Source organism: Herbaspirillum rubrisubalbicans, from assembly GCF_003719195.1.
In the GTDB taxonomy this organism is placed as follows: domain Bacteria; phylum Pseudomonadota; class Gammaproteobacteria; order Burkholderiales; family Burkholderiaceae_D; genus Herbaspirillum; species Herbaspirillum rubrisubalbicans.
Map to the genome: position 1 here is coordinate 1,112,090 of NZ_CP024996.1, position 26,447 is coordinate 1,138,536.

Here is a 26,447-nt window from a genome sequence, read left to right on the forward strand (position 1 = left end):
GCTATGCCGGCCTCATCGCAGGCGCTGCGCAAGATGCAGGGCCGAAAAAGCATCTTCATGGGTTTTGCGGGCGGCCATAGCATTTTCTGCGGCAGCCGCCCGCAAGTCTTCAGCCCAGTGCCTGATTGACGATGGAGAACAACTGCATGTCCGGGTTGTGTACCGGCGGGGTGCCCTTGCACATGCGCGTGACGTGGTCCACGCAGGTCACGCCGAGCTTGTCCAGCCAGGTCGCCAGGCCGGTCGATTCGAATACGTCGATGCGGATGAAGGAATCCGAATAGGTATTGATCCAGTGCGCGATCAGCCCCTTGGCGCGTTCGGCGTCGGGCGCCACCACCGGGCCGATCACGCGGCCATGGCCGAAGCGGCGCACCAGGGCAAAGCCCAGCATCTCGCCATCGCGATCCAGCGCCACCCCTTCGGAGATTTCCAGCAGCGCCAGCAAAAGCTTGCTGCGGTCCATGCCACTGGCCTGGGCATCCAGCTCCAACAGCCTGGCGACGTCATTCTTACCCATCGGCCGTACCCGTTCGCCCGGAGGCAGCGACACCAGCACCGGTTGCGCCGAAGCGCCCTGGAACTGGTGCAGCACATCCTGCTGCACGAAGCCCAGTTGCTTGTACAAGGGCATCCCGGCGGCCGTGGCATTGACCACCAGGCTGTGCGCACTGACCTGGCTGGCCGCATGTTGCATCAGGCGTCGACCCAGGCCGCGCCGTTGCAGCTCGGCCTGTACCAACAGCATCCCGATGACTGCATGGTGCTCGCCATAGGGGGTACAGACGACGCTACCGACGATGCGCAGTGGGGCGTCCGAGGCGGTGTCTTCCAGCAGATAGCCTTGCCCCATCTGCAGCAGGAAGTCCCAGTCTTCCAGACGGTGCGGCCACTTGAAACGCAGCGAAAGCCGGTGACAGGCCCCCAGGTCATCGGCTGCCATGGGCCGCAACAGCAGGTCCGGCAAGGGCGGGCGGACCTGCTGGGCGGTCTGCCCGGGATGGGTGTCAGGGGGGGACAGCGCAGGCATGTGGGCTCCTGTTCGGTTCAATGAGGGGGATGCAACTCAGAGCTGACCCTGGCAGACGTACTTGGTATGCAGGTAGTCGTCCAGGCCATGCACCGAGCCTTCGCGACCATAGCCGGATTCCTTGACGCCGCCGAAGGGCGCCGCTTCGGCGGCCAGCGCACCTTCATTGACGCCGACGATACCGCTTTCCAGCGCATCGGTGACGCGATGGATGCGACGCACATCGGTCGAATAGAAATACGCCGCCAGGCCGAAGGGCGTGGCATTGGCTGCGGTCACGACTTCTTCTTCGGTGGCAAAGCGCGTCACCGGCGCCACCGGGCCGAAGGTTTCTTCGCAGCTGCATTGCATCTGACCGGTGACATTGGCCAGCACGGTGGGAGCGTAGTAGTTGTCGCTGTCGAACCCCGGACCTTGCAGACGCTTGCCGCCGGTAATGACGCGCGCGCCGCGTTCGATGGCGTCGCGCACGTGCTGGTCGATCTTGGCAATGGCGCGGGCATTGATCATGGGGCCGATCTGCGAGGCCGGATCGGTGGCAGGGCCGACCTTGAGCGCGGCTACGCGGGCGCCCAGCTTGGCCACGAAGGCGTCATAGACCTTCTCTTGCACGTAGATGCGGTTGGGGCTCACGCAGGTCTGGCCGCCATTGCGGAACTTGGCCGCCATCACGCCATCGATGGCCGCATCCAGGTCGGCATCGTCGAAGACGATGAAGGGCGCATTGCCACCCAGTTCCAGCGAGAGCTTCTTGAGCGTATCGGCGGAGTGGCGTGCCAGGTGCTTGCCCACTGCCGTGGAGCCGGTGAAGCTGATCTTGCGCACGCGCGAATCGGCCAGCCACACGTCCACCACTTCCGGCGTACGTTCGCGCGAGGCGGTGACGATGTTGATCACACCAGCCGGCACCCCGGCTTCCAGCGCCAGGCGGATGATTGCCAGCGAGGTCAGGGGCGTATCCTCTGCCGGCTTGCACACCACGGTGCAGCCGGCGGCCAGGGCCGGGGCGATCTTGCGGGCGATCATGGCAGCCGGGAAATTCCACGGCGTGATGGCCGCCACCACACCCACCGGTTCCTTCAGCGCCATCATGCGGCGACCGGTGACCGGCGCCGGGATGATGTCGCCATTGGCACGCGTGGCTTCTTCGCCGAACCATTCCACGTAGCTGGCCGCATAGGCCACCTCACCCTTGGCCTCGGCCAGGGGCTTGCCCTGTTCGCGCGAGATCAGACGGCCCAGGTCTTCCTGGTGCGCCAGCAGCAGGTCATTCCAGCGCTTGATGATGGTGGCGCGCTGCTTGGCCGGCGTAGCGCGCCAGGCCGGGAAGGCGGCAACGGCCGCATCGACTGCGGCGCGCGCATCCTCGGCATTGCCATCGGGCACGGTGGCAAACACTTGGCCGGTGGCCGGGTTGCTCACCTCCAGCACGCGACCATCGGCCGCAGCGCGCCATTGGGCGCCGATCAATTGGGTACCGGGCATCAGGTCCGGGCGTTGCAGTTCGAGTGAATTCATGGCGGGTATTCAGTAAAAGTTAATACGGGAGACAAGGAGCATTCAGGCCAGCTTATCCTTGAGCTGGTAATACAAGCCGATCATCGGCAGGAACCAGGGCGGGCCGAAGTGGCCGGGGATGGCCGGCCATTCACGTTCGCGCCAGGGATTGGCCTGGGCGTCGCCGGCCATGACCTGGGCCATGCACTGGCCCATGTGCACCGACATCTGGGTGCCGTGGCCGCTATAGCCCATGGAGTAGTACAGGCCATCGCGTTCGCCCGCCTGTGGCAGGCGGTCGCGCGTCATGTCGACCAGGCCGCCCCAGCAGTAATCCAGGCGCACCTGACCCAGTTGCGGGAAGGTCTCATGCAGACCCTGACGCAGGATTTCGCCGCTGGCCGCATCCGATTGCGGGCTGGAAATCGCAAAGCGCGCCCGGCCACCGAAGACCAGCCTGGTATCGGGCGTCATGCGGAAGTAGTGATGGATATTGGCCACCGTGGTGTAGGTACGCTGCCGGGCCAGCAGGCTGGCGGCGCGTTCGGCGCCCAGCGGTTCGGTCACCACGATGAAGCTGCCGATGGGCACGATGCGCCGGCGCAGCCAGCCGAAGCTGCCATAGCTGCCGTGGCGGCTGGCGCCGGTGGCCAGCAAGACCTGCTTGGCCAGCACCGTGCCGCGCGCGGTGTGTACCCGATGGCCGTGGGTCTGGCCGATGCGTTCCAGGCGTCGTACTTCGGTGCTGGTGTGGATGGCCGCACCATGGCGCTCGGCGGCCAGCGCCAGGCCATAGGCGAACTGGCCCATGTGCATCTGTGCGCTGCGCTTGTAGAGCAGGCCGCCATGGAAGCGTTCGCTTTGCACCTCGGCGCGCACGCGTGCGGCATCCAGGATTTCCACGTCGCGGTCCACGCCATCGGCGATGAGGCGGTCGGCGCTGCGTTGCAGGGCTTCCATCTGGTAGGGGCGGGTCGCCATCTTGAGCTTGCCATGGCGCAGGAAGTCGCAGGCGATCTGTTCTTCCTTGACCAGGCGCGCCACGGTATCGACCGCATCGTCATAGGCGTGATACCAGGCGCGTGCGCGCTCCACGCCGACCTTGGCGGCCACTTCTGCATAATCTACCGCCAGGCCATTGTTGACGTGACCGCCGTTGCGGCCCGAGGCTTCGGCCGCCACGTGCGGGCCGGCTTCCAGCACGACCACCGAGGCCCCACGCTTGGCCAGCGCCAATGCGGCTGAGAGCCCTGTGAAGCCGCCACCGACGATGGCGACATCGACTTGCGCCGGCAGGTCGCGGGAGGGGGAGATGTAGAGCGGGGCAGAATCGTTCCAGTAGGATTCCAGCTTCATGGTCGGGGCAATCGGGCAGGTAAATGGATAAAGGGCAGGGCGGTACGCCACAGGACGCAACACGCCATGTCATCAAGGATAGAACGCCCGCGCCAGACAGGTGGCGCAAACTGCACCTGGCGAGTGGCATGAGATGCCGTTCTTGGCTGGGCAATCGGCATTTTGTTTGCCATGGAGCAGCATGATCTGTTTCAGTACCCGCGCTGCCGGTCCACCAGACCCAGCAAGGGCAGGCCGGCCTGATGACGGCGCAGGTTCTCCAGCACGGCGTCGACCGCACCATCGGGCTGGGTCATGCTGGCGATGTGGGGCGTGAGTACGATGTCCGGGTGGCTCCAGAACGGATGGTCGGCCGGCAGGGGTTCGGTCTGGCATACGTCCAGCACGGCCGCGCTCAATTGTCCTTCCTGTAGTGCTGCCAGCAGATCATCCTCGACCAGGTGGCCACCGCGGCCCACGTTGACCAGCGCTGCGCCGCGCGGCAATTGCGCAAACAATTCACGGCAGAGCAGGCCACGGGTGTCATCGGTCAAGGGCAGCAGGCACACCAGCACATCGGTACGCGCCAGGAAGTCCCGTAGACCTGCGCTGCCGCTATAGCAGGTGATGCCCTCCAACTGGTGCGCCGAACGGCTCCAGCCGGCGCAGGGAAAGCCCAGCCCCTGCAACTGCTGCAGCACCGCGCGACCCAGCATTCCCAGGCCCAGCACGCCAACCCGGCAAGCCGAGGCCGGCCGCACGCGGTGGGCTTGCCACACCTGTTGGCGCTGCTGGCGCGCATAGAGGCGGGCCTCGCGATGCAGGCCCAGCACGGCATGGGTGACGTACTGCACCATGCCGGCGACGATGCCCGGCTCGGTCATGCGCACCACCGGCAACGCCGGGGGCAGGATCGACATGTCGAACTGGTCGATGCCGGCACCCACCGAGAACAGGATCTCCAGGTTGGGGAAGCGCTGCGCGATATCCTCCGGCGGCGTCCAGGCGGCCAGGTAGCGCACGCTGGCGCCATCGCCTTCATGCGGCCAGATCTGGAAAGGGAGTTCGGGCGCCTTCTGTGCAAACAATTGCGCCCATTCGGCGCCGCGTACCGGGTCCGCTTTGTAGAGAAAAGTCATGATGTCTGGCGCGCCTTTCATCCCAGCGCCTGGTTGATGATGGAATAGGTGCGCCACTGCGCGTGCGCCTGCGGCGGCGTGCCGCGGCACATGCTCACCACGTCGTCCACGCAGACCAGGCCGATCTCCTGCAGCCAGGGTTTGAGGCCGCTCCTGCCGGGTACGTCGATACGCAGCAAGTTGCCGGGATACTGATTGACCCAGTAGGCGATGAGTGTCTTGGCATCCTCCACGTTGCTGGCGATCACCGGACCGATCACGCGACCACGACCGAATTCGCGCAGCATCGCTGCACCTTTGACCTGACCATCCTGTTCCAGCACCGCCACCTGGGCAAATTGCAGCAGAGCCTGCAGCAGGGCGCTGCGGTCCATGCCGCTGGCCTGGCGGTCCAGTGCCAGCAGGGCCGGGGCTTCGTCTGCTCGCAGCGCCCGGATCTGCGTACCCGGCGCCAGCGTCACGCTGGCCTGGGCACTGCTGCTCTGGTGCTGGCTCAGGGTATCGGTGACCACGAAGCCCAGTTTCTCATAGAGCGGGCGGCCGGCTTCGGTGGCATTGAGGAGCACGCTGCGGGTGCCGGCATCACGCAGCAACTGTTGCATCATGGCGCGACCCAGGCCACGGCCCTGTAGTGCATCGGCGATGATGACCAGGCCCAGCGAAGCGTAATCAGCGCCGGCCAGGTACAACATGCCGCTGCCGGCTACCGACTGGGTGCCATCGGCTTCTTCCAGTTCGACCGCCCAGCTACGGCTGACGCGATGATGGAATTGCCAGTCAACCAGACGGTGCGGCCATTTCAAGTGTTGACTCAGGGCATGGCAACTGGCCAGGTCGGTCTCGCGCATCGGGCGCAGCGTGGCCTGGGCGTTCTGTGGGGCGGAATGGGTGCTTGCAGCTTGCATAAAGCGTGTCCTCGTATAAGTACTTGATAAGGGCTGGGTACAGTGCAATGCCGGTGGTCTGCCAGGGGCAGGGCCGCATGGCCGCACCATCGGATATACCCCAGCGATGATGCGCCTTGTGCAGCATCGCGCGGTGGTTTTCCATGCCGCCAATTCGCAATCTTATGGCGATCTCTCCCCTGTTCTCGGCACAAAATTGGGCGGCATCGGCAGTAGCATGGTGCAGCCCCCGCAGGCTCTCCATGCTCACTCACTGCGGGGAGTGCGCAATTGGCATCCTGGGGATGTGCCGGCAGCGCAGAAAATTCCGCACCAGCTTGGTGAAAACGCCCCAAAGCGGCGCAAGCGCTTCGTATTGCTGCACTGCTCGGCAAGCTATGCTGATTGGGTCGTCGAAAACACATATTTCTGTTTCGTGACCCGGTCAAAAAGGAATAAATCGCAGGTTTCGCTATGTTGTAATCCTTCCCATGCATTGAACCGATTCACCCGAACCCGCCGCAACCCTACGCAGGAATATTTTTTAGACAGGACGATTTTTCATGAGCACTTTCAAGCCCAAATTCATCACCTTCGACTGCTACGGCACCCTGACCCGTTTCCAGATGTCGGAAACCGCGCAGAAGATCTACGCCGACCGCATCTCGGCAGAAGATATGCCGTTCTTCCTGCGCCAGTTCGCGGCCTATCGCTTGGATGAAGTATTGGACCAGTGGAAGCCCTACGAACAGGTCTGCAAGAACGCCATCACCCGCACCTGTGAACGTTGGGGCATCAAGACCAATGACGAAGAAACCGGCGCCTTCTACAAGGCCGTGCCGACCTGGGGCCCGCACGCCGATGTGCCCGAGGGTCTGTCCAAGGTGGCCAAGGAATTCCCGCTGGTGATCTTCTCCAATGCCGACGACAGCCAGATCATGCACAACGTCGAGAAACTGGGTGCGCCTTTCCACAAGGTCTTCACCGCCCAGCAGGCACAAGCCTACAAGCCGCGCCTGCGCGCCTTCGAATACATGCTCGATAACCTGAACTGCAACCCGGAAGATGTGCTGCACGTCTCTTCCAGCCTGCGCTACGACCTCATGCCGGCTTCCGACATGGGCATCAAGAACAAGGTCTTCGTGGCACGCGGCCATGAACCCTCGACCCCGTACTACGGCTACACCGAGATCAAGGATATCTCCGGCCTGCCAGGCGTGCTCGGTCTGTAAGACTGACGGGGGCGCAGCTCCCGCGCCGTATCAGTGTTTCCCCGGTCATCACGTGCGCTGGTATCAAAGTTGCGTGACGTTGACCGGGCCCATCAGGCGGCTCGCCCCGACGGAGGGATCTGCGGCAGCAGAGGGCAGGGCCGGCCAGTGGTCTTCGTGGTTGAACTTTTATCGTGAGGCTTTTCATGAGCAAGCAGGAAAACGGACTACCCCCCAAAGAGGGCTGCATCATCACCGGCGATACGCTGGAACACGCGCACGGCGGCTTCACCCGCCGCGACATGATGCGCACCCTGTTGGCCGGTAGCCTGATGACAGTGGGCGGTACCGGACTGCTCACCGCCAGTGGCAATGCCATGGCGCAGACCGGCAAGCGTGGTGGCAAGCTGCGCATGGCCACCCAGACCAGTTCCACCTCCGATACCCTGGACCCGGCCAAGACCGGGCACGCTACCGACTACGCCCGGGTAAACATGTTCTACAACGGCCTGACCAAGCTCGATGGCAAGCTGGCCCCGCAGATGGTGCTGGCCGAGGAAATGATCACCACCGACGCCATCACCTGGATCGTCAAACTGAAGAAGGGCGTGGTGTTCCACGATGGCAAGCCCTTGACCCCGGCTGACGTGGTCTATTCCATCATGCGCCACAAGGATCCGGCGACCGCCTCCAAGGTCAAGGTGGTGGCTGACCAGTTCGAATCGGTCAAGGCCACCGGGCCCAACGAAGTCCAGATCAAGCTCACCAGCGCCAACGCCGACCTGCCGGTGATCCTGTCCACCGCGCAGTTCCTCATCGTGCGCGATGGCACCACCAACTTCAGCACCGCCAACGGTACCGGCGCCTTCAAGCTCAAGGAATTCACCCCGGGCGTGCGTACCATTGCCGTGCGCAACGAGAATTACTGGAAGCCGGGCCTGCCCTACCTGGATGAAGTCGAACTGTTCGGCATTCCCGACGAAGCTGCGCGCGTCAATGCCTTGCTCTCCGGCGACGTTCACTGGATCAACGACGTCAATTCCCGTTCCACCGGCCGCGTCAAGAGCACGCCGGGCTATACCGTCATGGAAACCAAGTCGGGCCAGTACACCGACCTGGTGATGCGCCAGGACGTGGCACCGGGCAACAACATGGACTTCACGCTGGGCATGAAGTATCTGCTGGATCGCGAACAGATCAAGATGGCTGCCTTCCGCGGTTTTGCCGTGATCGCCAACGACCAGCCGATCGACCCCACCAACCGCTTCTACTTCGCCGGCCTGCCGCAACGTCCCTATGACCCGGACAAGGCCAAGTTCCACCTGCAAAAGGCTGGCGTGCTGGGCAGCACCATTCCCATCGTGGCCTCGGTGGCCGCCACCGGTTCGGTGGACATGGCTGTGCTGATGCAGCAGAGCGCCGCCAAGATCGGCCTCAAGCTTGATGTCAAGCGCGTGCCGCCCGATGGCTACTGGTCCAACCAATGGATGAAGGTACCGGTAGGCTTTGGCAACATCAACCCGCGTCCCAGCGCCGACATCCTGCTGACCCAGTTCTTCAAGTCCGACGCCCAGTGGAACGAGTCTGGCTGGAAGAATCCGCAGTTCGACCAGTTGGTGGTGGCTGCCCGCGGCGAGACCGACTTCAACAAGCGCAAAGCCATGTATGCCGACTTGCAGACCATGATCCACGAGAAGTGCGGTCTGGGCATCCCGGTATTCATCATCAACCTGGAAGGCATCAGCACCAAGGTCAAGGGCATTGACCCGGTGCCGCTGGGTGCGTTCATGAACTACACCTGTGCCGAGTACGTCTGGCTGGACGCGTGAGAACGGGAAAGTCTCACCTCTGACCGTTGTCAGTGCAAGTTGTGCGGGACCGCTCAGGAACACCCAGCGGTCCCGCCACGTGTTACCGAGGAAAGCTATGAATGGAATGGTCCTGCGTCTGATTGGGCGCCGCCTCTTGCAGGCGGTGCTGACGCTATTGCTGGTGTCGGCCGGCGTGTTTTTCATCACCAACCTGTTGCCGGGCGACGCCGCCCAGACCGCCCTGGGCCAGGCCGCCACGCCCGAGACGGTGGCGGCGCTGCGCCTGCAGTACGGCCTGGACTTGCCGGCGCCAGTGCGCTATGCCCACTGGCTGGGCAATCTGCTCTCGGGCAACCCCGGCATGTCGCTGGTCAACAATGTGCCGGTGGCGCAGATGATCAGCGGCCGCCTACCGGCTTCGCTGACGCTGGCCGCCGTCACGGCCCTGGTCTCGGTACCGCTGGCGCTGTTCCTGGGCATCTTCTCGGCCATGTATCGCGGCTCTTTCTTTGATCGCGCCGTCAACGTCAGTGCGGTCTCGATGGTGTCGGTGCCGGAATTTCTGGTGGCCACGGTCGCCGTGATGATCTTCGCCGTCAAGCTGCGCTGGCTCTCGGCGCTGTCGCACGCAGGCGACGCTGCGACCCTGGGCGCCTTCATCAAGGCCTATGCCATGCCGGTGATGACCCTGTGCTGCGTGATCGTAGCCCAGATGACGCGCATGACGCGCGCGGCCGTGATCGATCAGTTGCGTTCGTCCTACGCCGAGATGGCCTTGTTGAAAGGCGTCAAGCGCACCCGTATCGTGCTGCGCCATGCCCTGCCCAACGCCATCGGCCCGATTGCCAATGCAGTGGCCTTGAGCCTGTCCTATCTGCTGGGCGGCGTCATCATCGTCGAGAGCATCTTCAATTATCCCGGCATCGCTACCCTCATGATCGATGCCGTGACCACCCGTGACATGCCGGTGGTGCAAGCCTGTTCGATGATCTTCTGCAGCGGTTACCTGCTGCTGGTGCTCACCGCTGATGTGCTGGCCATTGTTTCCAATCCAAGGTTGAAGACCCGATGAAAGCCCTCCACGACTCCACCGCAACCGAGGCCGCAGGCTCCACACCTGATGCCATCGCACCCGCGCCCACCACTGCGCCCAAGCGCGTGCGCCGCCATTCGAACATGGCCTGGATCGGCATGGGCATCGTCGGCTTCTGGATCCTGATGGCCATCCTCGGCCCCAGCATCTCGCCCTATGACGCCACCGCCATCGTCGATACCGACGTATTCACCGGCATGAGCCACAAGTTCCTGCTGGGGACCGACTATCTCGGGCGCGACATGTTGAGCCGCATCCTCTTCGGCACCCGCGCCACCATCGGCCTGGCGCTGGTCTCGACGGTGCTGGCCAGCCTGTCCGGCACCGCCATTGCGCTCTTTGCCGCCTTCTCGGGCGGCTGGCGCGATGCCCTCATCAGCCGTGCGCTCGATGCCCTGATCTCCATTCCCAGCAAGATGTTCGCGCTGATGATGGTGGCCACCTTCGGCTCTTCCATGGGGCTGCTGGTGCTCACCGCCGCCATCACCTACATGCCCGGTGCCTTCCGCATCGCGCGCTCGCTGGCGGTCAACGTACAGGCCATGGAATACGTGCAGGCCGCCCGCGCTCGCGGCGAAGGCGTGTGGTACATCATGACCGTGGAAATGCTGCCCAACATGATTCGCCCGGTGCTGGCCGACTTCGGTCTGCGCTTCGTCTACGTGGTGCTGCTGCTGTCGGGCCTGAGCTTCCTCTCGCTGGGTGTGCAACCGCCGGACGCCGATTGGGGCTCGCTGGTGCGCGAAAACATTTCCGGCCTGGGCGAAGGTGCCCTGGCGGTAATCATGCCGGCCCTGGCGATTGCCTCGCTGACCATCGGTGTGAACCTGTTGATCGATAACCTGCGCGGCAAGCGCGCTGCCAAGGAGTAAGCCTGTGAAGCAATTCGATATCTTCCTCGGCAAGGAAAGCGGCGCCGGCACTGGCGCCGCAGCGGGCGGCGCGACGCTGCGCCCGCTGGTAGAGGTCCAGGGCCTGCGGGTCAATGCACGCAAGGATGACGGTGGCCAAGTCGAGATCGTCAAGAACGTCAACTTCACCGTGGCGCGTGGCGAAGTGCTGGCCCTCATCGGTGAATCCGGTTCCGGCAAGACCACCATTGCGCTCTCGCTGTTGGGCTATGCGCGCTCCGGTTGCCACATCGCCGGTGGCCAGGTGCGTATCGGTCAACGTCAGATCGACCAGATGGATGAAAAGGCCTTGCTGGCCATGCGCGGCCATCACGTGGCCTACATCGCCCAGAGTGCCGCTGCGGCCTTCAACCCGGCACGCACCTTGATGGACCAGGTCATCGAGAGCGCCTTGCAGCATGGCGTGATGGACAAGGCCAGTGCCATGCGCAAGGCCGTCGAATTGTTCCGCGCGCTGGCTCTGCCCGATCCCGATCATATCGGGGCGCGTTATCCGCACCAGGTCTCCGGTGGCCAGTTGCAGCGCGTAATGGCGGCCATGGCTCTGATTACCGACCCGGAACTGGTGATCCTGGACGAACCCACCACGGCGCTGGACGTGACCACCCAGATCGAAGTGCTGCGCGCCTTCAAGAACGTGGTCAAGAAACTGGGCACCACTGCCGTCTACGTCTCGCACGACCTGGCGGTAGTGGCGCAGATGGCCGACCGCATTATCGTGTTGCGCGATGGCGCCGTGCGCGAGATCGGCGCCACCGAGCAGGTGCTGCACGCACCCGCCGACAGCTATACCCAAAGCCTGATCGCCGCCGCCTCGCCGGCTGCGCGCGTGGTGCAACTGCGCGAGATCCTGCCGGACACGGTGCCGGCCGAAGCCAAGGCACCGCTGCTGCGCATCAGCGGCTTGGTAGCCGGTTATGGTGCGCCGGATCGCCTGGGTTTGCCCGGCGTGCGCATCCTGGACGACATCAATCTCACCATCCAGCGCGGCAGCACCGTGGGTATCATCGGTGAGTCCGGCTCCGGCAAGACCACCCTGGCACGCGCGGTGGCCGGCATGATCGCCCCGGCACGTGGCAGCATCCAGCTCGATGGCCAGCAACTTTCGCCGACCCTGGAAGGGCGTACCCGCGAGCAATTCCGCCGCGTGCAGATCGTGTTCCAGAACGCCGATACCGCCCTCAACCCGGCGCATAGCATCGGCCGTATCCTGAACCGTCCGCTGTCCTTCTATCACGGCTTGAAAGGCGAGGCCATGCGCCGTCGCACGGCTGAACTGCTGGACCTGGTCAAGCTGCCTTCCAGCGTGCTTGACCGCCTGCCGGCCGAACTCTCGGGCGGCCAGAAGCAGCGCGTGAACCTGGCGCGGGCGCTGGCGGCCAAGCCCGATCTGATCCTGTGCGACGAAGTGACCTCGGCCCTGGATACCGTGGTGGCGGCTGCCATCCTGGAACTGCTGGCCGAACTGCGGCGCGAGTTGCAGGTGTCCTACATGTTCATCAGCCACGACATCAGCACCGTGCGCGCCATCTGCGACGACATCGTGGTGCTCTATGCCGGCCGCATGGTCGCCAACCGCCCGCGTGAAGCCATGATGGCGCCGCCTTATCACCCGTATTCGCACCTGCTGCTGTCGTCGGTCCCGGCCATGCAGCAAGGCTGGCTGGAGCAGGTGGCTGGTGCTGGCCAGCACAAGCTGCCACCCATCGGCGCGGTCGACCCGTCGCCGGAGATTTGCGCCTTCCTGCCGCGCTGTTCGTTGCGCGTGGATGGCGTGTGCAACGTGGTGCCGCCGCGCCGTCGCAACATGGAACATGGCGGCGAGATCCTGTGCCACCGTTCGGACGCCGACCTCCAGCAGTCGCAGACGCCGCTGGTGCCGGTGGAGGGCATTACCGTCTGAATTCCCCTTGCTATGGTGCGGTAAGGTGCTTGCCGCCTGCGCCCATCGCGGCCATCACATTAAACCGTGTTTAATGCAGGATTTGCAGGGCATTAACCGCAGCTTTAGGTGTGTATCGTATAAAGACAGAGTCCTTGCCGGCCTGGTACGCCAGCCGGCAGTTTAGCCAGAAATGTGAACAGGCCCGCGTGGGCCTGACCTACCAGGAGAAGAAATGACTGCAGCGTTGGTGTTGTACCGTGCCTCTGGCGCCCCCTTGTCTACCCCGTTCCATGCCGCCGCACTGAGCGCGGCCGATCCCCTGGGCGCATCGCGCGAGATCGCCTGGCAAGGCCCTGGCGGCATGAGTGCCGGACGCCTGCGCCTGCAAGGCAGCCTCGATATCGCCCGCTTCCCGCACCAGGAAACCCTGGTGGTGGTGCAAGGCGAGCTGACCATCGAGACCCAAGGGGCCGCGCCCCTGGTCGTCAAGCCCGACAGCGGCGTGGTCATCGCTACCGGTGCGGCCGTGCGTATCTCGGCCGCAGTCCCGACCCTGGCCGTCTTCTGCGCGGCCGACTGCCCGCAGCCGGTGCAGCCGGGCATCTTCCCGCTGGTGGCCGACGCCAACTTCAAGCCCTCGGCCAATTCCCTGCCCAAGGAAATTCTGCTGGGCGAGGTACCGACCTGCCGCAGCGACAACGTGGTGGACGAAAGCTCCATCCACTGCAAGATCGGCACCTGGGACTCCACCCCTTACCACCGCATCGTGCGTGCTCATCCGGTCAATGAATTCATGCACATCCTCGATGGCGGGGTGCGCTTTGCCGAGTCTGATGGCAGCGTAGTGGCGGTGGACCAGGGCGATGCCGTATTCGTGCCGCAGGGGGCTGCCGTCGGCTGGGAAAGCAGCCAACGCGTGGCCAAGTTCTACGTAGTGCAGACCGTGCCGGCCGTGGAAGGAAAATAACATGTCGCCCCCACTCGTACACGTTCAGACCCCGACCACGCCTCCCGCCTCGGCCGAGGTGGTCGTCATCGGTGGTGGCATCGTCGGCATCTTCACTGCCTACTACCTCGCCAAGCGCGGGGTGTCGGTGGTGGTGGTCGAAAAGGGCCGCATCGGCGCCGAACAATCCAGCCGCAACTGGGGCTGGTGCCGCCAGCAGAACCGCGATGCACGCGAACTGCCGATGGCCACCAAGAGTATCGATCTATGGGAACAATTCTCGGCCGAGACCGGCGAGGATACCGGTTTCAACCGTTGCGGCCTGCTCTACCTGTCCAACGACGATGAAGAAATCAACCGCTGGGCCAACTGGGGCAAGTTCGCCAAGAGCGCAGGCGTGACCACCTACATGCTCGACAGCAAGCAAGCCGCCGAACGTGGCCGTGTCACCGGCCGCCAATGGAAGGGTGGGGTATTCTCGCCCACCGATGGCACCGCCGATCCGGTCAAGGCCGCCCCCGCCGTGGCGCGCGCCATCATGAAGCTGGGTGGTCACGTGATCCAGCAATGCGCCGCCCGTGGCATCGAAACCGAAGGTGGCCGGGTCTCGGGCGTGATCACCGAAGCTGGTGTCATCAAGACCAAGGTCGCCATCCTGGCCGGCGGCGCCTGGGCTTCGTCCTTCTGCAACCAGTTGGGCATCCGCTTCCCGCAGGCCTCGATACGGCAATCGATCATGAGCGTGGTGCCGCAGGAGCAAAACTTGCCGGGTGCGTTGTACACCTCGGGCGTGTCCGTCACGCGGCGCAGCGATGGCTCCTATGCACTGGCCATCAGTGGTCGCGCCAAGGTCGATCCGACCCTGCAGTTCCTGCGCTTCTCGCCGCAGTTCCTGCCGATGTTCGCCAAGCGCTGGCGCAGCCTTTCGCCGGGTGGCCTGGAAGCCTTGCGCAGTGGTCATGAGACGCTCTCGCGCTGGCGCATGGATGCGCCCACGCCGATGGAAAAGATGCGCATCCTGGACGCTTCTGCCGATCCGGCCAGCATTCGCGCCACCCTGCGTCGCGCCATTGAGCTCTTGCCCGAACTGGCCAAGGCCGAAGTCACCCATACCTGGGCCGGTTACGTGGACAGCACCCCCGATGGCGTGCCGGGCATCGGTGAATTGCCGCAGACTCCCGGCTTCATCCTGGCGGCCGGTTTCTCCGGTCACGGCTTTGGCATCGGGCCAGGCGCCGGGCACCTGATCGCCGACTTGGCCAGTGGTGTGGAACCGATCGTCGATCCGCGCCCCTATCACCCGAATCGTTTCTCCGATTCGTCCTGGGGCAAGGTGGCGGACTTCTGAGCCGAGTGCAGCCTCAGCGACGCCAGGGTACCGGCTGGAAGGCCCGTTTGGCGGCCTCCAGAAACACCCGCTGACGGGTGGTGAGACCCTGGCGGCTGGGCAGCAGCGCCATGATCGGTGCCGGCTCCAGGTGCCAGCCGGGCAGCACGCGCTTCAAGCTGCCCTCGGCCACCAGGTGTGCGCAATCCCATTCGGAGCGCGCCACGAAGCCCAGCCCGTCGAGGGCCCAGTCGCGCGTGATGGTGCCATCGTTGGAGGAGAGCGCGCCGGACAGGCGTACGGTCAAGGCCTTGCCCTGGCGCCGACCAGTGCTGTCGACCGGCGAAAAGCGCAGGCGGCTGACATCGTCATCGTTCTCGCGCAGGCACAGGTAGGGATACTCGGTCAGTTCCGAGGGGTGCTTGAGGCGGCTCATGCGCCGTGCCAGTGCCGGACTGGCGCACAGGAAGCGCTCATTGGGTGCCAGGAAGTGGCCGATCCAGGACGAGCCCTTGACCTGGCCGATGGAAATGACGGCATCGGCCCCGGTGGCAACTGCCAAGGGACTCTCGGCCAGCAGCAGCGAGATGACCAGGTTGGGATGGGTGCGATGCAGATCGCGCACCAGCGGCGCCACGTAGCGGCGCCCGAAACCGAAGGGCGCCACCACCCGTAGCGTACCGCTGACGCTGGCCTGGCCGCCGCGATCGGATTCGTGCGAGACGCGTGCTGTGATTGACTCGATGCGCTCCAGGATGTCCATGGCTTCCTGCACCAGGCGCTGGCCTTCGTCGGTAAGCGCGATGCCACGGGTGGCGCGGTTGGCCACGCGCACGCCGATGCGGTCCTCGATGCGTTGCAGTCGCACCGTCACCGCTGGCGGCGTCAGGTCCAGCAGACGGGCCGCTGCGGCCAGCGAAGAGGCCGAGCCCAGCGCGCGCAGCAATTGCATGTCGTCGAGTTGCAGCATTAAAAACCTCTTAATGGTGGATTGAACGAATATTAAACATGGATGATGGCGCTTTGGCTACAGTCCATCTCAGGAAATTGATGGCCTCCTGGCCCATCAGACCGCTCAGACAGCCTCTTGCCCCTTGACCTTTGCCCCGCAGACCTCATGAACCACGACGCCCACCCTTCGCACTATCCCGTCACCATCAACCCGCTCGGCCTGGCCACGCCAGGCGGCCACTATAGCCATGTGACCACCGGCAATGGCATGGTCTTCATCTCCGGCCAACTCCCTATTGATGCCAGCGGTCGCAAGCTCACCGAGGCCTCCTTCGAGGCTCAGGCGCTGCAGGTGCTGGCCAACGTCGAGGCCGCCCTGGTGGGGGCCGGTAGCGAGATCGGCAAGCTTTTGCAGGTGCGCATCTATGTCACCGATGTTGCGCACTGGCCGCTGTTCAACGAGCTCTATGCACGCTGGGCGGGTGCAGCCAAGCCGGCGCGCGCGGTGGTGCCGGTGCCGGCACTGCACTTTGGTCTGCAGATCGAGGTGGAAGCCACCGCACTGCTTTGAACAGGGCTGGCGCGCAGCACCATCGGCCCACTGCACGCCACATCACGGACTACGACTCAAGGATCTTGTGACATGACTACTTCTCTTTCTCCCCTGGCCCACCTGACCGCGACCGGTCGGCTGGACCATTTCTACATCAATGGTCAATGGGTGCCGCCGCAGGGCAACGATCGCGCCGCCGTGATCTCCCCGGCTACCGAAGCCGCGGTCTGCGAGATCGCCCTGGGCAATGCGGGCGATGTGGATCGCGCAGTACAGGCGGCACGTCGGGCGCTGCCCGACTGGGCTGCGACGTCGCCGTGGACGCGTGCCGCCTTCCTGGGCCGGGTTCATGCACTGCTGCTGGAGCGCAGTGAACTGTTCGCCCAGGCCCTGACTCTGGAGATGGGCGCGCCCATCAGCTACGCCCGGACTGCGCACGTGCCGCTGGCGGCCGAACACCTGCGCGTGGCGCGCGACAACCTGGCCGACTACCCCTTCATCCGCCCGCGCGGCACCACCGCCATCGTGCGCGAGCCCATCGGCGTATGTGCCTTGATCACCCCCTGGAACTGGCCGATCTACCAGATCACCGCCAAGGTCGGCCCGGCCCTGGCCGCTGGTTGCACGGTGGTCTTGAAGCCTAGCGAACTCTCGCCGCTGTCGGCGCTGCTGTTTGCCGAGATCGTGCATGACGCCGGCATCCCGGCGGGCGTGTTCAACCTGGTCAATGGCAATGGCGCCGAAGTCGGTGCAGCCATGTCCTCGCATCCTCAGGTGGACATGGTGTCCATCACTGGCTCCACCCGCGCCGGCGTGCTGGTGGCGCAGGCGGCGGCTACCACCGTCAAGCGCGTGGCCCAGGAGCTGGGTGGCAAGTCGCCCAACCTGGTGTTGCCTGACGCGGACCTGGCGCGTGCCATTCCTCCCGGTGTGGCGGCGGCGTTCCGCAACATGGGCCAGTCTTGCAGTGCGCCCACCCGCTTGATCGTGCCGCGAGCGATGCTGTCGCAGGTGCATGAACTGGCATTGCAAACGCTGGCGCAGATGAAGGTCGGCGATCCGAGTGATGCAGCCACCACCCATGGCCCGCTGGCCAACCGCGCGCAATTCCTGCGGGTGCAGCAGATGATCGAGGTCGGTATGAAGGATGGCGCGCGGCTACTGGCCGGTGGCCCCGGACGACCGCAAGGGTTGGAACAAGGTTACTATGCGCGCCCCACGATTTTCTCGGACGTACACACCGACATGGCGATCGCCCAGGAAGAGATCTTCGGTCCGGTGCTGGCCATCCTGCCCTATGACAGCGTGGAAGAAGCCATCACCATCGCCAACGACACCGTCTATGGTCTGGGTGCGCACGTACAAGGTACGGACAAGGACCAGGTACGCGCCGTGGCGGCCCGCATCCAATCCGGCCAGGTTCACCTGAACTATCCGGCCTGGGATCCGCAGGCTCCCTTCGGCGGCTACAAGCAGTCCGGCAACGGCCGCGAGTATGGCGTGGAGGGCATGGAAGAATACATGGAAGTCAAATCGATACTGGGCTATTACGCCTGAACCGCCCGAGGGCCAGCACATGACACCAGAACAGATGGAGATTCAACACGACGCGGCTAGTGTGGGTAGCCACCGCGCCCACTGGGCCAGCCTGCGCCGTGACCTTCATGCGCATCCCGAACTGCGCTTTGAGGAACACCGCACCGCCGAGGTGGTGGTCAAGGAATTGCAGGCGCTGGGCTATGCGGTCACGCGCGGCCTGGGTGGCACTGGCGTGGTGGCCAGCCTGCCGGGCGCCGATCCGCAGCGCGGCATCGTCCTGCGCGCCGACCTGGATGCCTTGCCCATCCATGAAGCCAATGAGTTCGCTCATGCTTCGTGTAGCCACGGCATCATGCACGCCTGCGGCCATGACGGCCATACCGTCATGCTGCTGGGCGCGGCGCGGGTGTTGAAGCAGATGCCGCAACTGCCGGGCAGCGTGCACTTTGTGTTCCAGCCGGGGGAAGAGGGCGGGGCAGGGGCGCGCAAGATGATCGACGATGGCCTCTTCACGCAATTCCCCACCGAGGCCGTCTTCGGGATGCACAACTGGCCGGGTCTGCCGGCCGGGCAGTTCGGCTTGCGCACCGGCCCCATCATGGCGGCCGGTTCGCGCCTGAAGATCACCATCACCGGCAAGGGTGCGCACGCGGCCCAGCCGCACCTGGGACTGGACCCGATCCCGCTGGCCTGCTCCATGGTCTTGCAGTGCCAGACCATCGCCGCGCGCCACAAGGATCCAGTGGATCCGGCGGTGATTTCGGTGTGCATGTTCCATGCCGGCGATACCGACAACGTCATTCCCGACCGGGCCGAGTTGCGCGGCACCATCCGCACGCTCTCCTCCACGCTGCAACAGAAGCTGCAGGAAGATATCCGCCGCATGTGCCAGGCACTGGCCGAGGCCTATGGCGCCCAGGTCGAGGTGGAGTTCTTCCAGTACTACCCGGCCACCATCAATACGCCTGCCGAAACCGACTTCTGTGAGCGTGTCATCCGCCAGACCTTTGGCGATGCGCGCATTCGTACCGGCATCCCGGCCAATATGACTTCGGAAGATTTCGGCTTCATGCTCGAGGAGCGGCCCGGCACCTATGTCTTGATCGGCAATGCCCCAGCCGATCGCCCCTCGCACTCGCTGCACCACCCGCACTATGACTTCAACGATGACATCATCGAAGAAGGCGTGCGTTACTGGGTGGCGCTGGCGCAGTCGTATTTCAGCAGCGATCTCACCAGCCGTTGAAACGCGGCCAGGTAGCGATGCTGCCATCGCTGGCGATGGCGTGATACTCCGGGTACTGCGCCCCGGTGGCGCAGGCGTGGTTGGGCAGGATGCGCAGGCGCGTGCCGATGGGCAGGCGCGCGGCGATGTCGCGGTCGGCCTCACCTTGGCGTGACAGGATGCCGTGTTCCTGGTTGGCGCCGCTCATCAGATAGCCTTCCAGCACCCGGCCATCCTCGGTGCAGACCTGACCGTAGCCGAAGTCATGCTTGCGGCCCTGGGTGCCGCGGTCGCGGCTCATGGCCATCCATCCGGCATCGACAATGGCCCAGCCTTTTTCCTGTTGATGGCCGATCACCGTGGTCAGCACGCTCAGGGCGATGTCGTCCAGGGTGTTGACGCCCACGTTGTGCATCACCAGGTCGAACATGGCATAGACCCCGGCGCGCACTTCGGTGATGCCTTGCAAATGCTGGGCGCGCAGCGCGGTGGGCGTGGAGCCGATGCTGACCACCTCGCAGGGCAGCCCGGCGGCCCGCAACCGTTCGGCTGCGTGGACGCAGCCGGCGCGTTCCTGTTCGGCCACGCGCACCAGGTCGGCGTCGTTGTCGTAGTCATAGCTGGAGCCGGCATGGGCGATCACGCCGCCCAGCTTCATGCCGCCTTCGTGCAGGATGCTGCCGACGGAAAGCAGGGTGGCGTCCTCGGGGGCGATGCCGGAGCGGTGGCCATCGACATCGATCTCGATCCAGACTTCGAAGCATTCATCGTGCTCCTGCCCGAAGCGCACGATGGCCTCGGCGCAGGCCACGCTATCGGCCACGATCTTCAGCGCGCAACCCTGGCGGCGCAGGGCCAGCGCCTGACCCAGCTTGGTGGGCGCCATGCCCACTGCATAGACGATATCGGTGATGCCTTCGGCGAAGAACTGTTCGGCCTCCTTCAAGGTGGAGACGGTGATGCCGCGCGCACCGGCCTGCAATTGAGCCTGCACCACTTCACGGCACTTGGTGGTCTTGACGTGTGGACGGAAGCGCACGCCCAGCGCATCCATGCGCTGCTGCATACGAGCGATGTTGTGCTCCATGCGGGTGATGTCGATCAAGGCGGCGGGGGTAGGCAGGGATGCCAGATTCATGCTGAACTCCTGAAGATTGCGCTGTACGGAGCACTGACTATAGGAGATTGGCCTCAAGCTGTGCTTAATGCCGGATAAATCCAGCATTAAGCGTGGTTTAAGGTGTCGCTGTCGCCTGCACAGGTTTAGGTTTGATCAAACTGCCGAATCGTCTCCAAAACGTTGGCCGTGGCTTGATCCAAGGTGGCCAGGGCACGATGCGCGACGCCTACGTGGCGCCGCAGGACGGGCGAGAGCGGCACGATCCTGATGTCCTTGTGCCGGCCCAGCTCGGCCGCCAACGGTTGTTCCAGCGGCAGTACGGCTGCTCCATAGCCGGCCGATACCAGGCTTTTCATGGCTTCCGTGTAGTTCAATTCGATCCGGGCGCGGGGATTTTCTCCGGCGGCGGCAAACCATTCCATCGTGAGGCGGTACATCTGGGTGGTCGCATCGTTGAAGATCATCGGCTTGTCCGCCAGCCAGGCCGGTCTTATCGTGGCAGGGCAATCCCAGGAGGCCGGAAGATAAGCCATCATCTTGTCGCTACGCCAGTGGCTAATCCGTATTTCCTTGGTCTTCTGGATGGGGGTGGAGACCAGGCCGATGTCGAGCGTGCCTTGTTGCAGCCGGTCCATGGTTTCTACCGAGCCCAGGATGTTGACTTCGACGTCGATTCCCGGAAACGCGCTCTCCAGCTTCTTCAACACGCGGGGCAGCAGGTGAACCACCACGCCGGTGGAGGTGCCCAGTCGCACGCGACCGACCTTGCCTTCCACATGTTTCTGGGCGACGTCGAGCAGATCATCGACGTCGCGCAACAGGCGTCTGGCGCGTTCTATCAGTATCGTCCCCAGTGCCGTCGGCTGGGCCCGGCGACTGCCGCGCATGAGCAAGGGCGCGCCGATGCGTGCTTCCAGCTCGCTCACATGCAGGCTGATTGTCGGCTGCGCCAGATGCAGCGCGTTGGCTGCGGCAGAAAATGTTCCCAGGTCGACGATGCTCACCAGTGTGCGCAACTGGTCCAGGCTCAGTTCTCTCATCAGCTTTCCTGATAGTTGGGTTCATGAAACTCAATTTTACCAATAAGCAGGAATACCCGATGATGGCTCCCATTCGAGTGGAGCCAGGGAGAACATCATGTGGGACAGGTTCAGGCATATCCTCGCGCGTGTGACCGGGGATCATGGAAGTTCAGCGCAAGGCGCAGCGGGGGAAATGCATGGCATGGGGCCACGCGAGTTGAATGACCTTGGGATCGGTGCGAGTCAAATTCCGTTCGTTCTCAACGGTGACAGTCAGGATGCACGCGGGATTGGCTCCCGCTTCCCGGTACAGGATGCTCACTCTCCAGAGTGAGCCAGGAGGCCATCATCAAGCCGCAGATGACGTGATGATGGCCTTGGATCTTCACTCCAGCTTGAACTTTCCCACCACCGCCGCCAGGTTGCCCGCCTGTCCCTTGAGCGAATCGGCTGCGGCAGCGGCTTGTTCCACCAATGCCGCATTCTGCTGCGTGGTTTCATCCATCTGGGTGATGGCCAGGTTGACTTCGTTGATGCCGCCACTCTGCTCCTGGGTGGCGGCGCTGATCTCGGCCACCACATCGGTCACGCGGCGCACGCTGGCCACCACTTCGGTCATGGTGCTACCGGCCCGTTCCACCAGTTCGCTGCCGGCGCTGACCTTCTGTACCGAATCGTCGATCAATTCCTTGATCTCCTTGGCTGCACCCGCCGAGCGCTGCGCCAGCGAGCGCACTTCGGAGGCCACCACGGCAAAGCCGCGTCCCTGTTCACCGGCACGGGCCGCTTCCACCGCAGCGTTCAAGGCCAGGATATTGGTCTGGAAGGCGATGCCATCGATCACGCTGATGATGTCGGCAATGCGGCGCGAACTTTCGGTGATGCCTTCCATGGTCTGCACCACCTGTCCCACCACGTCGCCGCCGTGGCTGGCGATGTCCGAGGCGGTGGCCGCCAGCTGGTTGGCCTGGCGCGCGTTGTCGGCGTTCTGGGTGACGGTGGAGGTCAACTGTTCCATGGCCGAGGCGGTTTCTTCCAGCGAACCGGCCTGCTGTTCCGTGCGGTTGGACAGGTCCAGGTTGCCGCGGGCGATTTCGTTGGAGGCGGTGGCGATGGTGTCGGTCCCCTGGCGCACTTCGCTGACGATGTCGCGCAGGCTGTCGTTCATGGCGCGCAGGGCTTCCATGAGGCGTCCGGTTTCGTCACGGCCGGCCGGGCGGATGCGCAGGGTGAGGTCGCCCCGGGCCACGCGCTGGGCGATCTCTACCGCCTCCTTGAGCGGGCGCGAGACATTGGCTGCCACCACGAAAGCCAGCAGCGAACCGATGGCGACCGTGGCCGCCAGCAGGCCGACGATCCAGCGCTGTGCGCCGCGGAACACGCCCGAGGCTTCTGCATCGGCCTGGGCACTGCCGCTGGTGTTGATCTTTACGATGGCGTTCAGATTGGCCACCATGGCGGCATAGAGCTTGGCCGACTCACCCTTGAAGAGCGCACGCGTCTCATCGTATTGCTGGTTGGCCGCCATTTCGGCCAGTTGCTCATCGACCTTGATGTAGGCCGCCAGGTTCTTGCCGAACTGGGCGTATTGCTCTTTTTCTTCCGGTTCCGACATGCGCTGTTCGAACACGGTACGCTGTTTGGCCAGCGCATCGAGCCTGGCCTTGATGGCCTGGTTGGCGGCGCTGCGTTCCTGGGGCGTGACGGCGGTGACCAGTTCCAGTTCGTTCAAGCGTAGCGGCGGCAGCGAGCCCTGCAGTTCGCGCGCGGCATCCATGGTGGGCATCCACTTGCTGACGATTTCGCCGGACGCCTTGTTGACCTGCTTGAGTTCCTTGATGGCGAACAGGCCCTGCAACAGGGTCAGCGCGATCACCACGGCAAAGGACAGGGCCAGTTTCTTGGCGATGTTGAGGTTGTAGAACCAGATCATGTCTTCCTCGCATTCGATTTATATCGTTTTCAGTGTCGGATCCGGTCGATGCGGTCCAAGCGAGGCTGCCCGTTTGGCGTGCGGGCATCAAGAGCTGCGACCGACCGAGGGAGCGTGGTCGCGGGAGCAATGAAGTGCTGGTGAAGTCATGCTGTCATGCCGTCACGAAGCCTAGGCTTCCTGCCCATCCTGTCTCTCTTGTTGTCAACGGCATCCCTTTGCCGCCGGCGCTTGCTTGTTCGATGGTCGCATGGCTGGATCGGACTTGATCTTAATGACCGGCAAGACTTCCGGCCAATGAAATTAATCATGCAGGCAATGCGCTAATTGATATCGATCGTGGTCGTGATGTCATACAAGATTATTCATATGACTACTTTAGGACGGCCCGCTACGGTAATAAGATGTGCATCAAATTCACTTGCTAGCCTTTTTTGCCCTATCCGGCGAAACATGGCGCTCATGCATGGCTCAAGGGGCTGTGTCGTTTCGTATTGCACTTGGGCGCCGATGCCCCCCGGATGTGACAACGCCCCGCCATCTCACGACAGCGGGGCGTTGCTCATGGGGCCAACCGGGCTCAGGCCTTGGACTTGCCGTCCTGTGCCTTGGCCGCTGCCAGCGCGGTCATGTTGATGACGCGGCGTACCGTGCTCGACGGGGTCAGTACGTGCACCGGCGCCGCCGCACCCAGCAGGATGGGCCCGATGGTGGTGCCCTGGCCGCTGCTGGTCTTCAAGACGTTGAAGAGGATGTTGGCGGCATCCAGGTTGGGGCAGACCAGCACGTTGGCGGCACCCGTCAGGCCGCTATCGGTCAGGCCGGCATTGTGGCGGATCTTTTCCGACAGGGCGGCGTCGCCGTGCAGCTCACCGGCGGATTCGACTTCCGGGGCCAGCTTCTTGAAGGCTTCATGGGCCGCAGCCATCTTGCGCGCCGAGGGGCGCGAGGAACTGCCATGGTTGGAGTGCGACAGGAAGGCGACCTTGGGTGGCACGCCAAAACGCGCCACTTCTTCGGCCGCGGCCTTGGCGATGCGGGCCAGTTGCTCGGCATCCGGCGTGTCGTTGACGTAGGTGTCGGTGATGAAGAGGGTCTGCTCGGGCAGCAGCACGGCGTTCAGTGCCGCGAATTCCTGCGCGCCGTCCTTTAAGCCGATCACCTTTTCCACATGCGCCAGGTGGCCATCGTAGTTGCCATCCAGGCCGCACAGCATGGCGTCGGCGTGGCCGGCCTTGACCATCAATGCCGCCAGCAGGCTGCTGCTGGCGCGCACGTCAGCTTCGCTACCACCCTGGTATTGGGCGGCATACTGGGCTACGCGGTCATCCGAGGCTGGGTCGATCACTTGCAGATTCTGGCCGATCTTCAGGCGCAGGCCGGCCTTCTTGATGCCGGCTTCGATGGCTGCGGCGCGACCCACCAGGATCGGTGCGGCCAAGCCTTCGTCGGCCACGAACTGCACCGCGCGCAGTACGCGCTCATCTTCGCCGTCGGCATAGACCACGCGCTGCGCTGCGCGCTTGGCGGTGTTGAAGACGGGCTGCATGAACATGCCGGTCTGGTAGATGAAGCGGGTCAGCTCGGCGCGGTAGGCATCGTAGTCGGTGATGGGGCGGGTTGCCACGCCGGACTCGGCAGCGGCCTTGGCCACGGCCGGGGCGATCTTCAAGATCAGGCGCGAATCGAACGGGGTCGGGATCAGGTAGTCGGCACCGAACACCAGTTCCTTGCCGGGATAGGCGGCGCTGACTTCGGCGCTGGTCTCGGCCTTGGCCAGGTCGGCGATCTCGCGCACGCAGGCCAGCTTCATGGCTTCGGTGATCTTGGTGGCGCCGCAGTCCAGCGCGCCACGGAAGATGTAGGGGAAGCACAGCACGTTGTTGACCTGGTTCGGATAGTCCGAACGGCCGGTGGCGATGATGCAGTCTGGACGCACCGACTTGGCCAGCTCAGGGCGGATTTCCGGTTCCGGGTTGGCCAGCGCCAGGATGATGGGCTTGTCGGCCATGGTCTTGACCATCTCGGCGGTCAGCACGCCCGGGGCGGAGCAGCCCAGGAAGACATCGGCACCATTGACCACGTCGGCCAGGGTGCGGGCTTCGGTCTTGATGGCGTAGCGTTGCTTGGAGGCGTCCAGGCCACCGGGGCGGCCTTCATAGATGACGCCCTTGCTGTCGACCATGTAGACGTTCTCGCGCTTCACACCCAGTCCGATCATCACTTCCACGCAAGCGATGGCGGCGGCACCCGCGCCGGAGACGGCGATCTTGACTGCGCCGATGTCCTTGCCGACCAGTTCCAGGCCGTTCAACAGGGCCGCCGAAGAGATGATGGCGGTGCCGTGCTGGTCATCGTGGAAGACCGGAATGTTCATGCGGGCCGAGAGCTTCTGTTCGATGTAGAAGCATTCCGGGGCCTTGATGTCTTCCAGGTTGATGCCGCCCAGGGTCGGTTCCAGCGCGGCGATGATTTCCACCAGCTTGTCCGGGTCGTTCTCGGCCAGTTCGATGTCGAACACGTCCACGCCGGCAAACTTCTTGAACAGGCAACCCTTGCCTTCCATCACCGGCTTGGAAGCCAGCGGACCGATGTTGCCCAGGCCCAGCACGGCGGTGCCGTTGCTGATGACGGCCACCAGGTTGCCGCGCGAGGTGTAGTCGAAGGCCTTGAGCGGATCGGCTTCGATGTCCAGACAGGGATAGGCCACGCCCGGCGAGTAGGCCAGCGACAGGTCACGCTGGTTCGACAGCGGCTTGGTGGCACGGACTTCGATCTTGCCGCGGGTCGGGGTGCGGTGGTATTCGCGGGCGGCGTCACGCAGGAGTTGCTCGGCGGCGGAAATATGTTGGGTCATGATCTTGATGAGGGATAAAAACGGGATCGACAGAAGGGCGCCTGGTGCAACGACAGGCAGGCTCGCTTCGCTGTGCTGGTTTCCTGGTCTGAATGCGGCGGATGGGTCGGCGAGCTGCCTTGACTCTTCGCCATCCGTATTGGGCGGGAGAAACCGGTGCCGGCTTCCCCTCGCTGGC

20 protein-coding genes are annotated in these 26,447 nt (G+C 64.0%); 10 read left to right on the plus strand and 10 right to left on the minus strand.

The features are described from left to right. Positions 1–109: 109 nt before the first annotated feature. The 5 genes from RC54_RS05020 to RC54_RS05040 all read right to left on the minus strand — a co-directional run bounded on the left by RC54_RS05020 (position 110) and on the right by RC54_RS05040 (position 5,906). Positions 110–1,030 carry a GNAT family N-acetyltransferase gene (locus RC54_RS05020; RefSeq protein WP_058894459.1) on the minus strand — a complete coding sequence of 307 codons (921 nt, stop codon included), beginning with the start codon at positions 1,028–1,030 and terminating at the stop codon, positions 110–112. Positions 1,031–1,066: 36 nt separating this feature from the next. Next, entirely contained in the window at positions 1,067–2,548 is a 1,482-nt protein-coding gene (locus RC54_RS05025) for an NAD-dependent succinate-semialdehyde dehydrogenase (protein WP_058894460.1), read from the minus strand. A 42-nt stretch (positions 2,549–2,590) separates the two neighbouring features. After that, positions 2,591–3,883 (minus strand): NAD(P)/FAD-dependent oxidoreductase, encoded by a 1,293-nt coding sequence (locus RC54_RS05030; protein WP_061788910.1) that lies wholly within the window; start codon positions 3,881–3,883, stop codon positions 2,591–2,593. A gap of 191 nt (positions 3,884–4,074) precedes the next feature. Then, positions 4,075–5,001, minus strand: a complete 927-nt coding sequence (locus tag RC54_RS05035; protein WP_061788940.1) for a 2-hydroxyacid dehydrogenase — start codon at positions 4,999–5,001, stop codon at positions 4,075–4,077. 17 nt (positions 5,002–5,018) lie between these two features. Further along, positions 5,019–5,906 (minus strand): GNAT family N-acetyltransferase, encoded by an 888-nt coding sequence (locus tag RC54_RS05040; RefSeq protein ID WP_058894463.1) that lies wholly within the window; start codon positions 5,904–5,906, stop codon positions 5,019–5,021. Positions 5,907–6,448: 542 nt separating this feature from the next. Here RC54_RS05040 and RC54_RS05045 point away from each other — a divergent pair. The 7 genes from RC54_RS05045 (at position 6,449) to RC54_RS05075 (ending at position 15,090) form a co-directional block, all read left to right on the plus strand. Beyond that, complete coding sequence (locus RC54_RS05045) at positions 6,449–7,117, plus strand: haloacid dehalogenase type II (RefSeq protein ID WP_058894464.1); 669 nt, start codon at positions 6,449–6,451, stop codon at positions 7,115–7,117. A gap of 185 nt (positions 7,118–7,302) precedes the next feature. Next, a complete protein-coding gene (locus RC54_RS05050) occupies positions 7,303–8,925 on the plus strand; it encodes an ABC transporter substrate-binding protein (RefSeq protein WP_058894465.1) in 1,623 nt (540 codons plus the stop codon). A 97-nt stretch (positions 8,926–9,022) separates the two neighbouring features. Beyond that, the gene (locus tag RC54_RS05055; protein ID WP_061788911.1) at positions 9,023–9,979 is read left to right on the plus strand and encodes an ABC transporter permease; all 957 of its coding nucleotides are present in this window, start codon (positions 9,023–9,025) and stop codon (positions 9,977–9,979) included. Continuing rightward, the gene (locus tag RC54_RS05060; protein WP_061788912.1) at positions 9,976–10,872 is read left to right on the plus strand and encodes an ABC transporter permease; all 897 of its coding nucleotides are present in this window, start codon (positions 9,976–9,978) and stop codon (positions 10,870–10,872) included. Before RC54_RS05055 ends, RC54_RS05060 begins: the two co-directional genes overlap by 4 nt. 4 nt (positions 10,873–10,876) lie before the next feature. Further along, positions 10,877–12,814: an ABC transporter ATP-binding protein gene (locus RC54_RS05065; protein WP_061788913.1), complete on the plus strand. Its 1,938-nt coding sequence runs from the start codon at positions 10,877–10,879 to the stop codon at positions 12,812–12,814. 214 nt (positions 12,815–13,028) lie between these two features. Further along, positions 13,029–13,763 carry a cupin domain-containing protein gene (locus tag RC54_RS05070; protein ID WP_058894469.1) on the plus strand — a complete coding sequence of 245 codons (735 nt, stop codon included), beginning with the start codon at positions 13,029–13,031 and terminating at the stop codon, positions 13,761–13,763. A gap of 1 nt (position 13,764) precedes the next feature. Continuing rightward, positions 13,765–15,090, plus strand: a complete 1,326-nt coding sequence (locus tag RC54_RS05075) for an NAD(P)/FAD-dependent oxidoreductase (protein WP_058894470.1) — start codon at positions 13,765–13,767, stop codon at positions 15,088–15,090. A gap of 13 nt (positions 15,091–15,103) precedes the next feature. On the opposite strand, the gene RC54_RS05080 is transcribed toward RC54_RS05075, so the two are convergent. Further along, the gene (locus RC54_RS05080; protein ID WP_058894471.1) at positions 15,104–16,039 is read right to left on the minus strand and encodes a LysR substrate-binding domain-containing protein; all 936 of its coding nucleotides are present in this window, start codon (positions 16,037–16,039) and stop codon (positions 15,104–15,106) included. A 147-nt stretch (positions 16,040–16,186) separates the two neighbouring features. Here RC54_RS05080 and RC54_RS05085 point away from each other — a divergent pair, with 147 nt between their 5' ends. The 3 genes from RC54_RS05085 to RC54_RS05095 all read left to right on the plus strand — a co-directional run bounded on the left by RC54_RS05085 (position 16,187) and on the right by RC54_RS05095 (position 19,358). Continuing rightward, the gene (locus RC54_RS05085) at positions 16,187–16,591 is read left to right on the plus strand and encodes a RidA family protein (RefSeq protein ID WP_058894472.1); all 405 of its coding nucleotides are present in this window, start codon (positions 16,187–16,189) and stop codon (positions 16,589–16,591) included. 72 nt (positions 16,592–16,663) lie between these two features. Continuing rightward, complete coding sequence (locus tag RC54_RS05090) at positions 16,664–18,130, plus strand: aldehyde dehydrogenase family protein (RefSeq protein ID WP_061788914.1); 1,467 nt, start codon at positions 16,664–16,666, stop codon at positions 18,128–18,130. Positions 18,131–18,164: 34 nt separating this feature from the next. Further along, positions 18,165–19,358: a M20 aminoacylase family protein gene (locus RC54_RS05095; RefSeq protein WP_058894474.1), complete on the plus strand. Its 1,194-nt coding sequence runs from the start codon at positions 18,165–18,167 to the stop codon at positions 19,356–19,358. Here RC54_RS05095 and RC54_RS05100 read toward each other — a convergent pair. From RC54_RS05100 to RC54_RS05120, 4 genes are all read right to left on the minus strand, one after another. Beyond that, on the minus strand, positions 19,345–20,475 hold the full coding sequence (locus tag RC54_RS05100; RefSeq protein ID WP_061788915.1) for a DSD1 family PLP-dependent enzyme: 1,131 nt from the start codon (positions 20,473–20,475) through the stop codon (positions 19,345–19,347). The genes RC54_RS05095 and RC54_RS05100 overlap by 14 nt on opposite strands. A 125-nt stretch (positions 20,476–20,600) precedes the next feature. Continuing rightward, positions 20,601–21,497: a LysR family transcriptional regulator gene (locus tag RC54_RS05105; protein ID WP_058894476.1), complete on the minus strand. Its 897-nt coding sequence runs from the start codon at positions 21,495–21,497 to the stop codon at positions 20,601–20,603. A 367-nt stretch (positions 21,498–21,864) separates the two neighbouring features. Further along, entirely contained in the window at positions 21,865–23,412 is a 1,548-nt protein-coding gene (locus tag RC54_RS05115; RefSeq protein ID WP_058894477.1) for a methyl-accepting chemotaxis protein, read from the minus strand. Between the two features lie 580 nt (positions 23,413–23,992). After that, a complete protein-coding gene (locus tag RC54_RS05120) occupies positions 23,993–26,269 on the minus strand; it encodes an NADP-dependent malic enzyme (RefSeq protein ID WP_058894478.1) in 2,277 nt (758 codons plus the stop codon). Between the last annotated feature and the right edge of the window lie 178 nt (positions 26,270–26,447).

Bases quoted from the DNA above. Each gene is read 5' to 3' on its own strand.
- RC54_RS05035 (WP_061788940.1), bottom strand. From the start codon at position 5,001: ATGACTTTTCTCTACAAAGCGGACCCGGTACGCGGCGCCGAATGGGCG.
- RC54_RS05080 (WP_058894471.1), bottom strand. From the start codon at position 16,039: ATGCTGCAACTCGACGACATGCAATTGCTGCGCGCGCTGGGCTCGGCC.
- RC54_RS05050 (WP_058894465.1), top strand. From the start codon at position 7,303: ATGAGCAAGCAGGAAAACGGACTACCCCCCAAAGAGGGCTGCATCATC.
- RC54_RS05040 (WP_058894463.1), bottom strand. From the start codon at position 5,906: ATGCAAGCTGCAAGCACCCATTCCGCCCCACAGAACGCCCAGGCCACG.
- RC54_RS05085 (WP_058894472.1), top strand. From the start codon at position 16,187: ATGAACCACGACGCCCACCCTTCGCACTATCCCGTCACCATCAACCCG.
- RC54_RS05115 (WP_058894477.1), bottom strand. From the start codon at position 23,412: ATGATCTGGTTCTACAACCTCAACATCGCCAAGAAACTGGCCCTGTCC.
- RC54_RS05090 (WP_061788914.1), top strand. From the start codon at position 16,664: ATGACTACTTCTCTTTCTCCCCTGGCCCACCTGACCGCGACCGGTCGG.
- RC54_RS05070 (WP_058894469.1), top strand. From the start codon at position 13,029: ATGACTGCAGCGTTGGTGTTGTACCGTGCCTCTGGCGCCCCCTTGTCT.
- RC54_RS05055 (WP_061788911.1), top strand. From the start codon at position 9,023: ATGAATGGAATGGTCCTGCGTCTGATTGGGCGCCGCCTCTTGCAGGCG.
- RC54_RS05075 (WP_058894470.1), top strand. From the start codon at position 13,765: ATGTCGCCCCCACTCGTACACGTTCAGACCCCGACCACGCCTCCCGCC.
- RC54_RS05100 (WP_061788915.1), bottom strand. From the start codon at position 20,475: ATGAATCTGGCATCCCTGCCTACCCCCGCCGCCTTGATCGACATCACC.
- RC54_RS05025 (WP_058894460.1), bottom strand. From the start codon at position 2,548: ATGAATTCACTCGAACTGCAACGCCCGGACCTGATGCCCGGTACCCAA.
- RC54_RS05045 (WP_058894464.1), top strand. From the start codon at position 6,449: ATGAGCACTTTCAAGCCCAAATTCATCACCTTCGACTGCTACGGCACC.
- RC54_RS05120 (WP_058894478.1), bottom strand. From the start codon at position 26,269: ATGACCCAACATATTTCCGCCGCCGAGCAACTCCTGCGTGACGCCGCC.
- RC54_RS05060 (WP_061788912.1), top strand. From the start codon at position 9,976: ATGAAAGCCCTCCACGACTCCACCGCAACCGAGGCCGCAGGCTCCACA.
- RC54_RS05095 (WP_058894474.1), top strand. From the start codon at position 18,165: ATGGAGATTCAACACGACGCGGCTAGTGTGGGTAGCCACCGCGCCCAC.
- RC54_RS05020 (WP_058894459.1), bottom strand. From the start codon at position 1,030: ATGCCTGCGCTGTCCCCCCCTGACACCCATCCCGGGCAGACCGCCCAG.
- RC54_RS05030 (WP_061788910.1), bottom strand. From the start codon at position 3,883: ATGAAGCTGGAATCCTACTGGAACGATTCTGCCCCGCTCTACATCTCC.
- RC54_RS05105 (WP_058894476.1), bottom strand. From the start codon at position 21,497: ATGAGAGAACTGAGCCTGGACCAGTTGCGCACACTGGTGAGCATCGTC.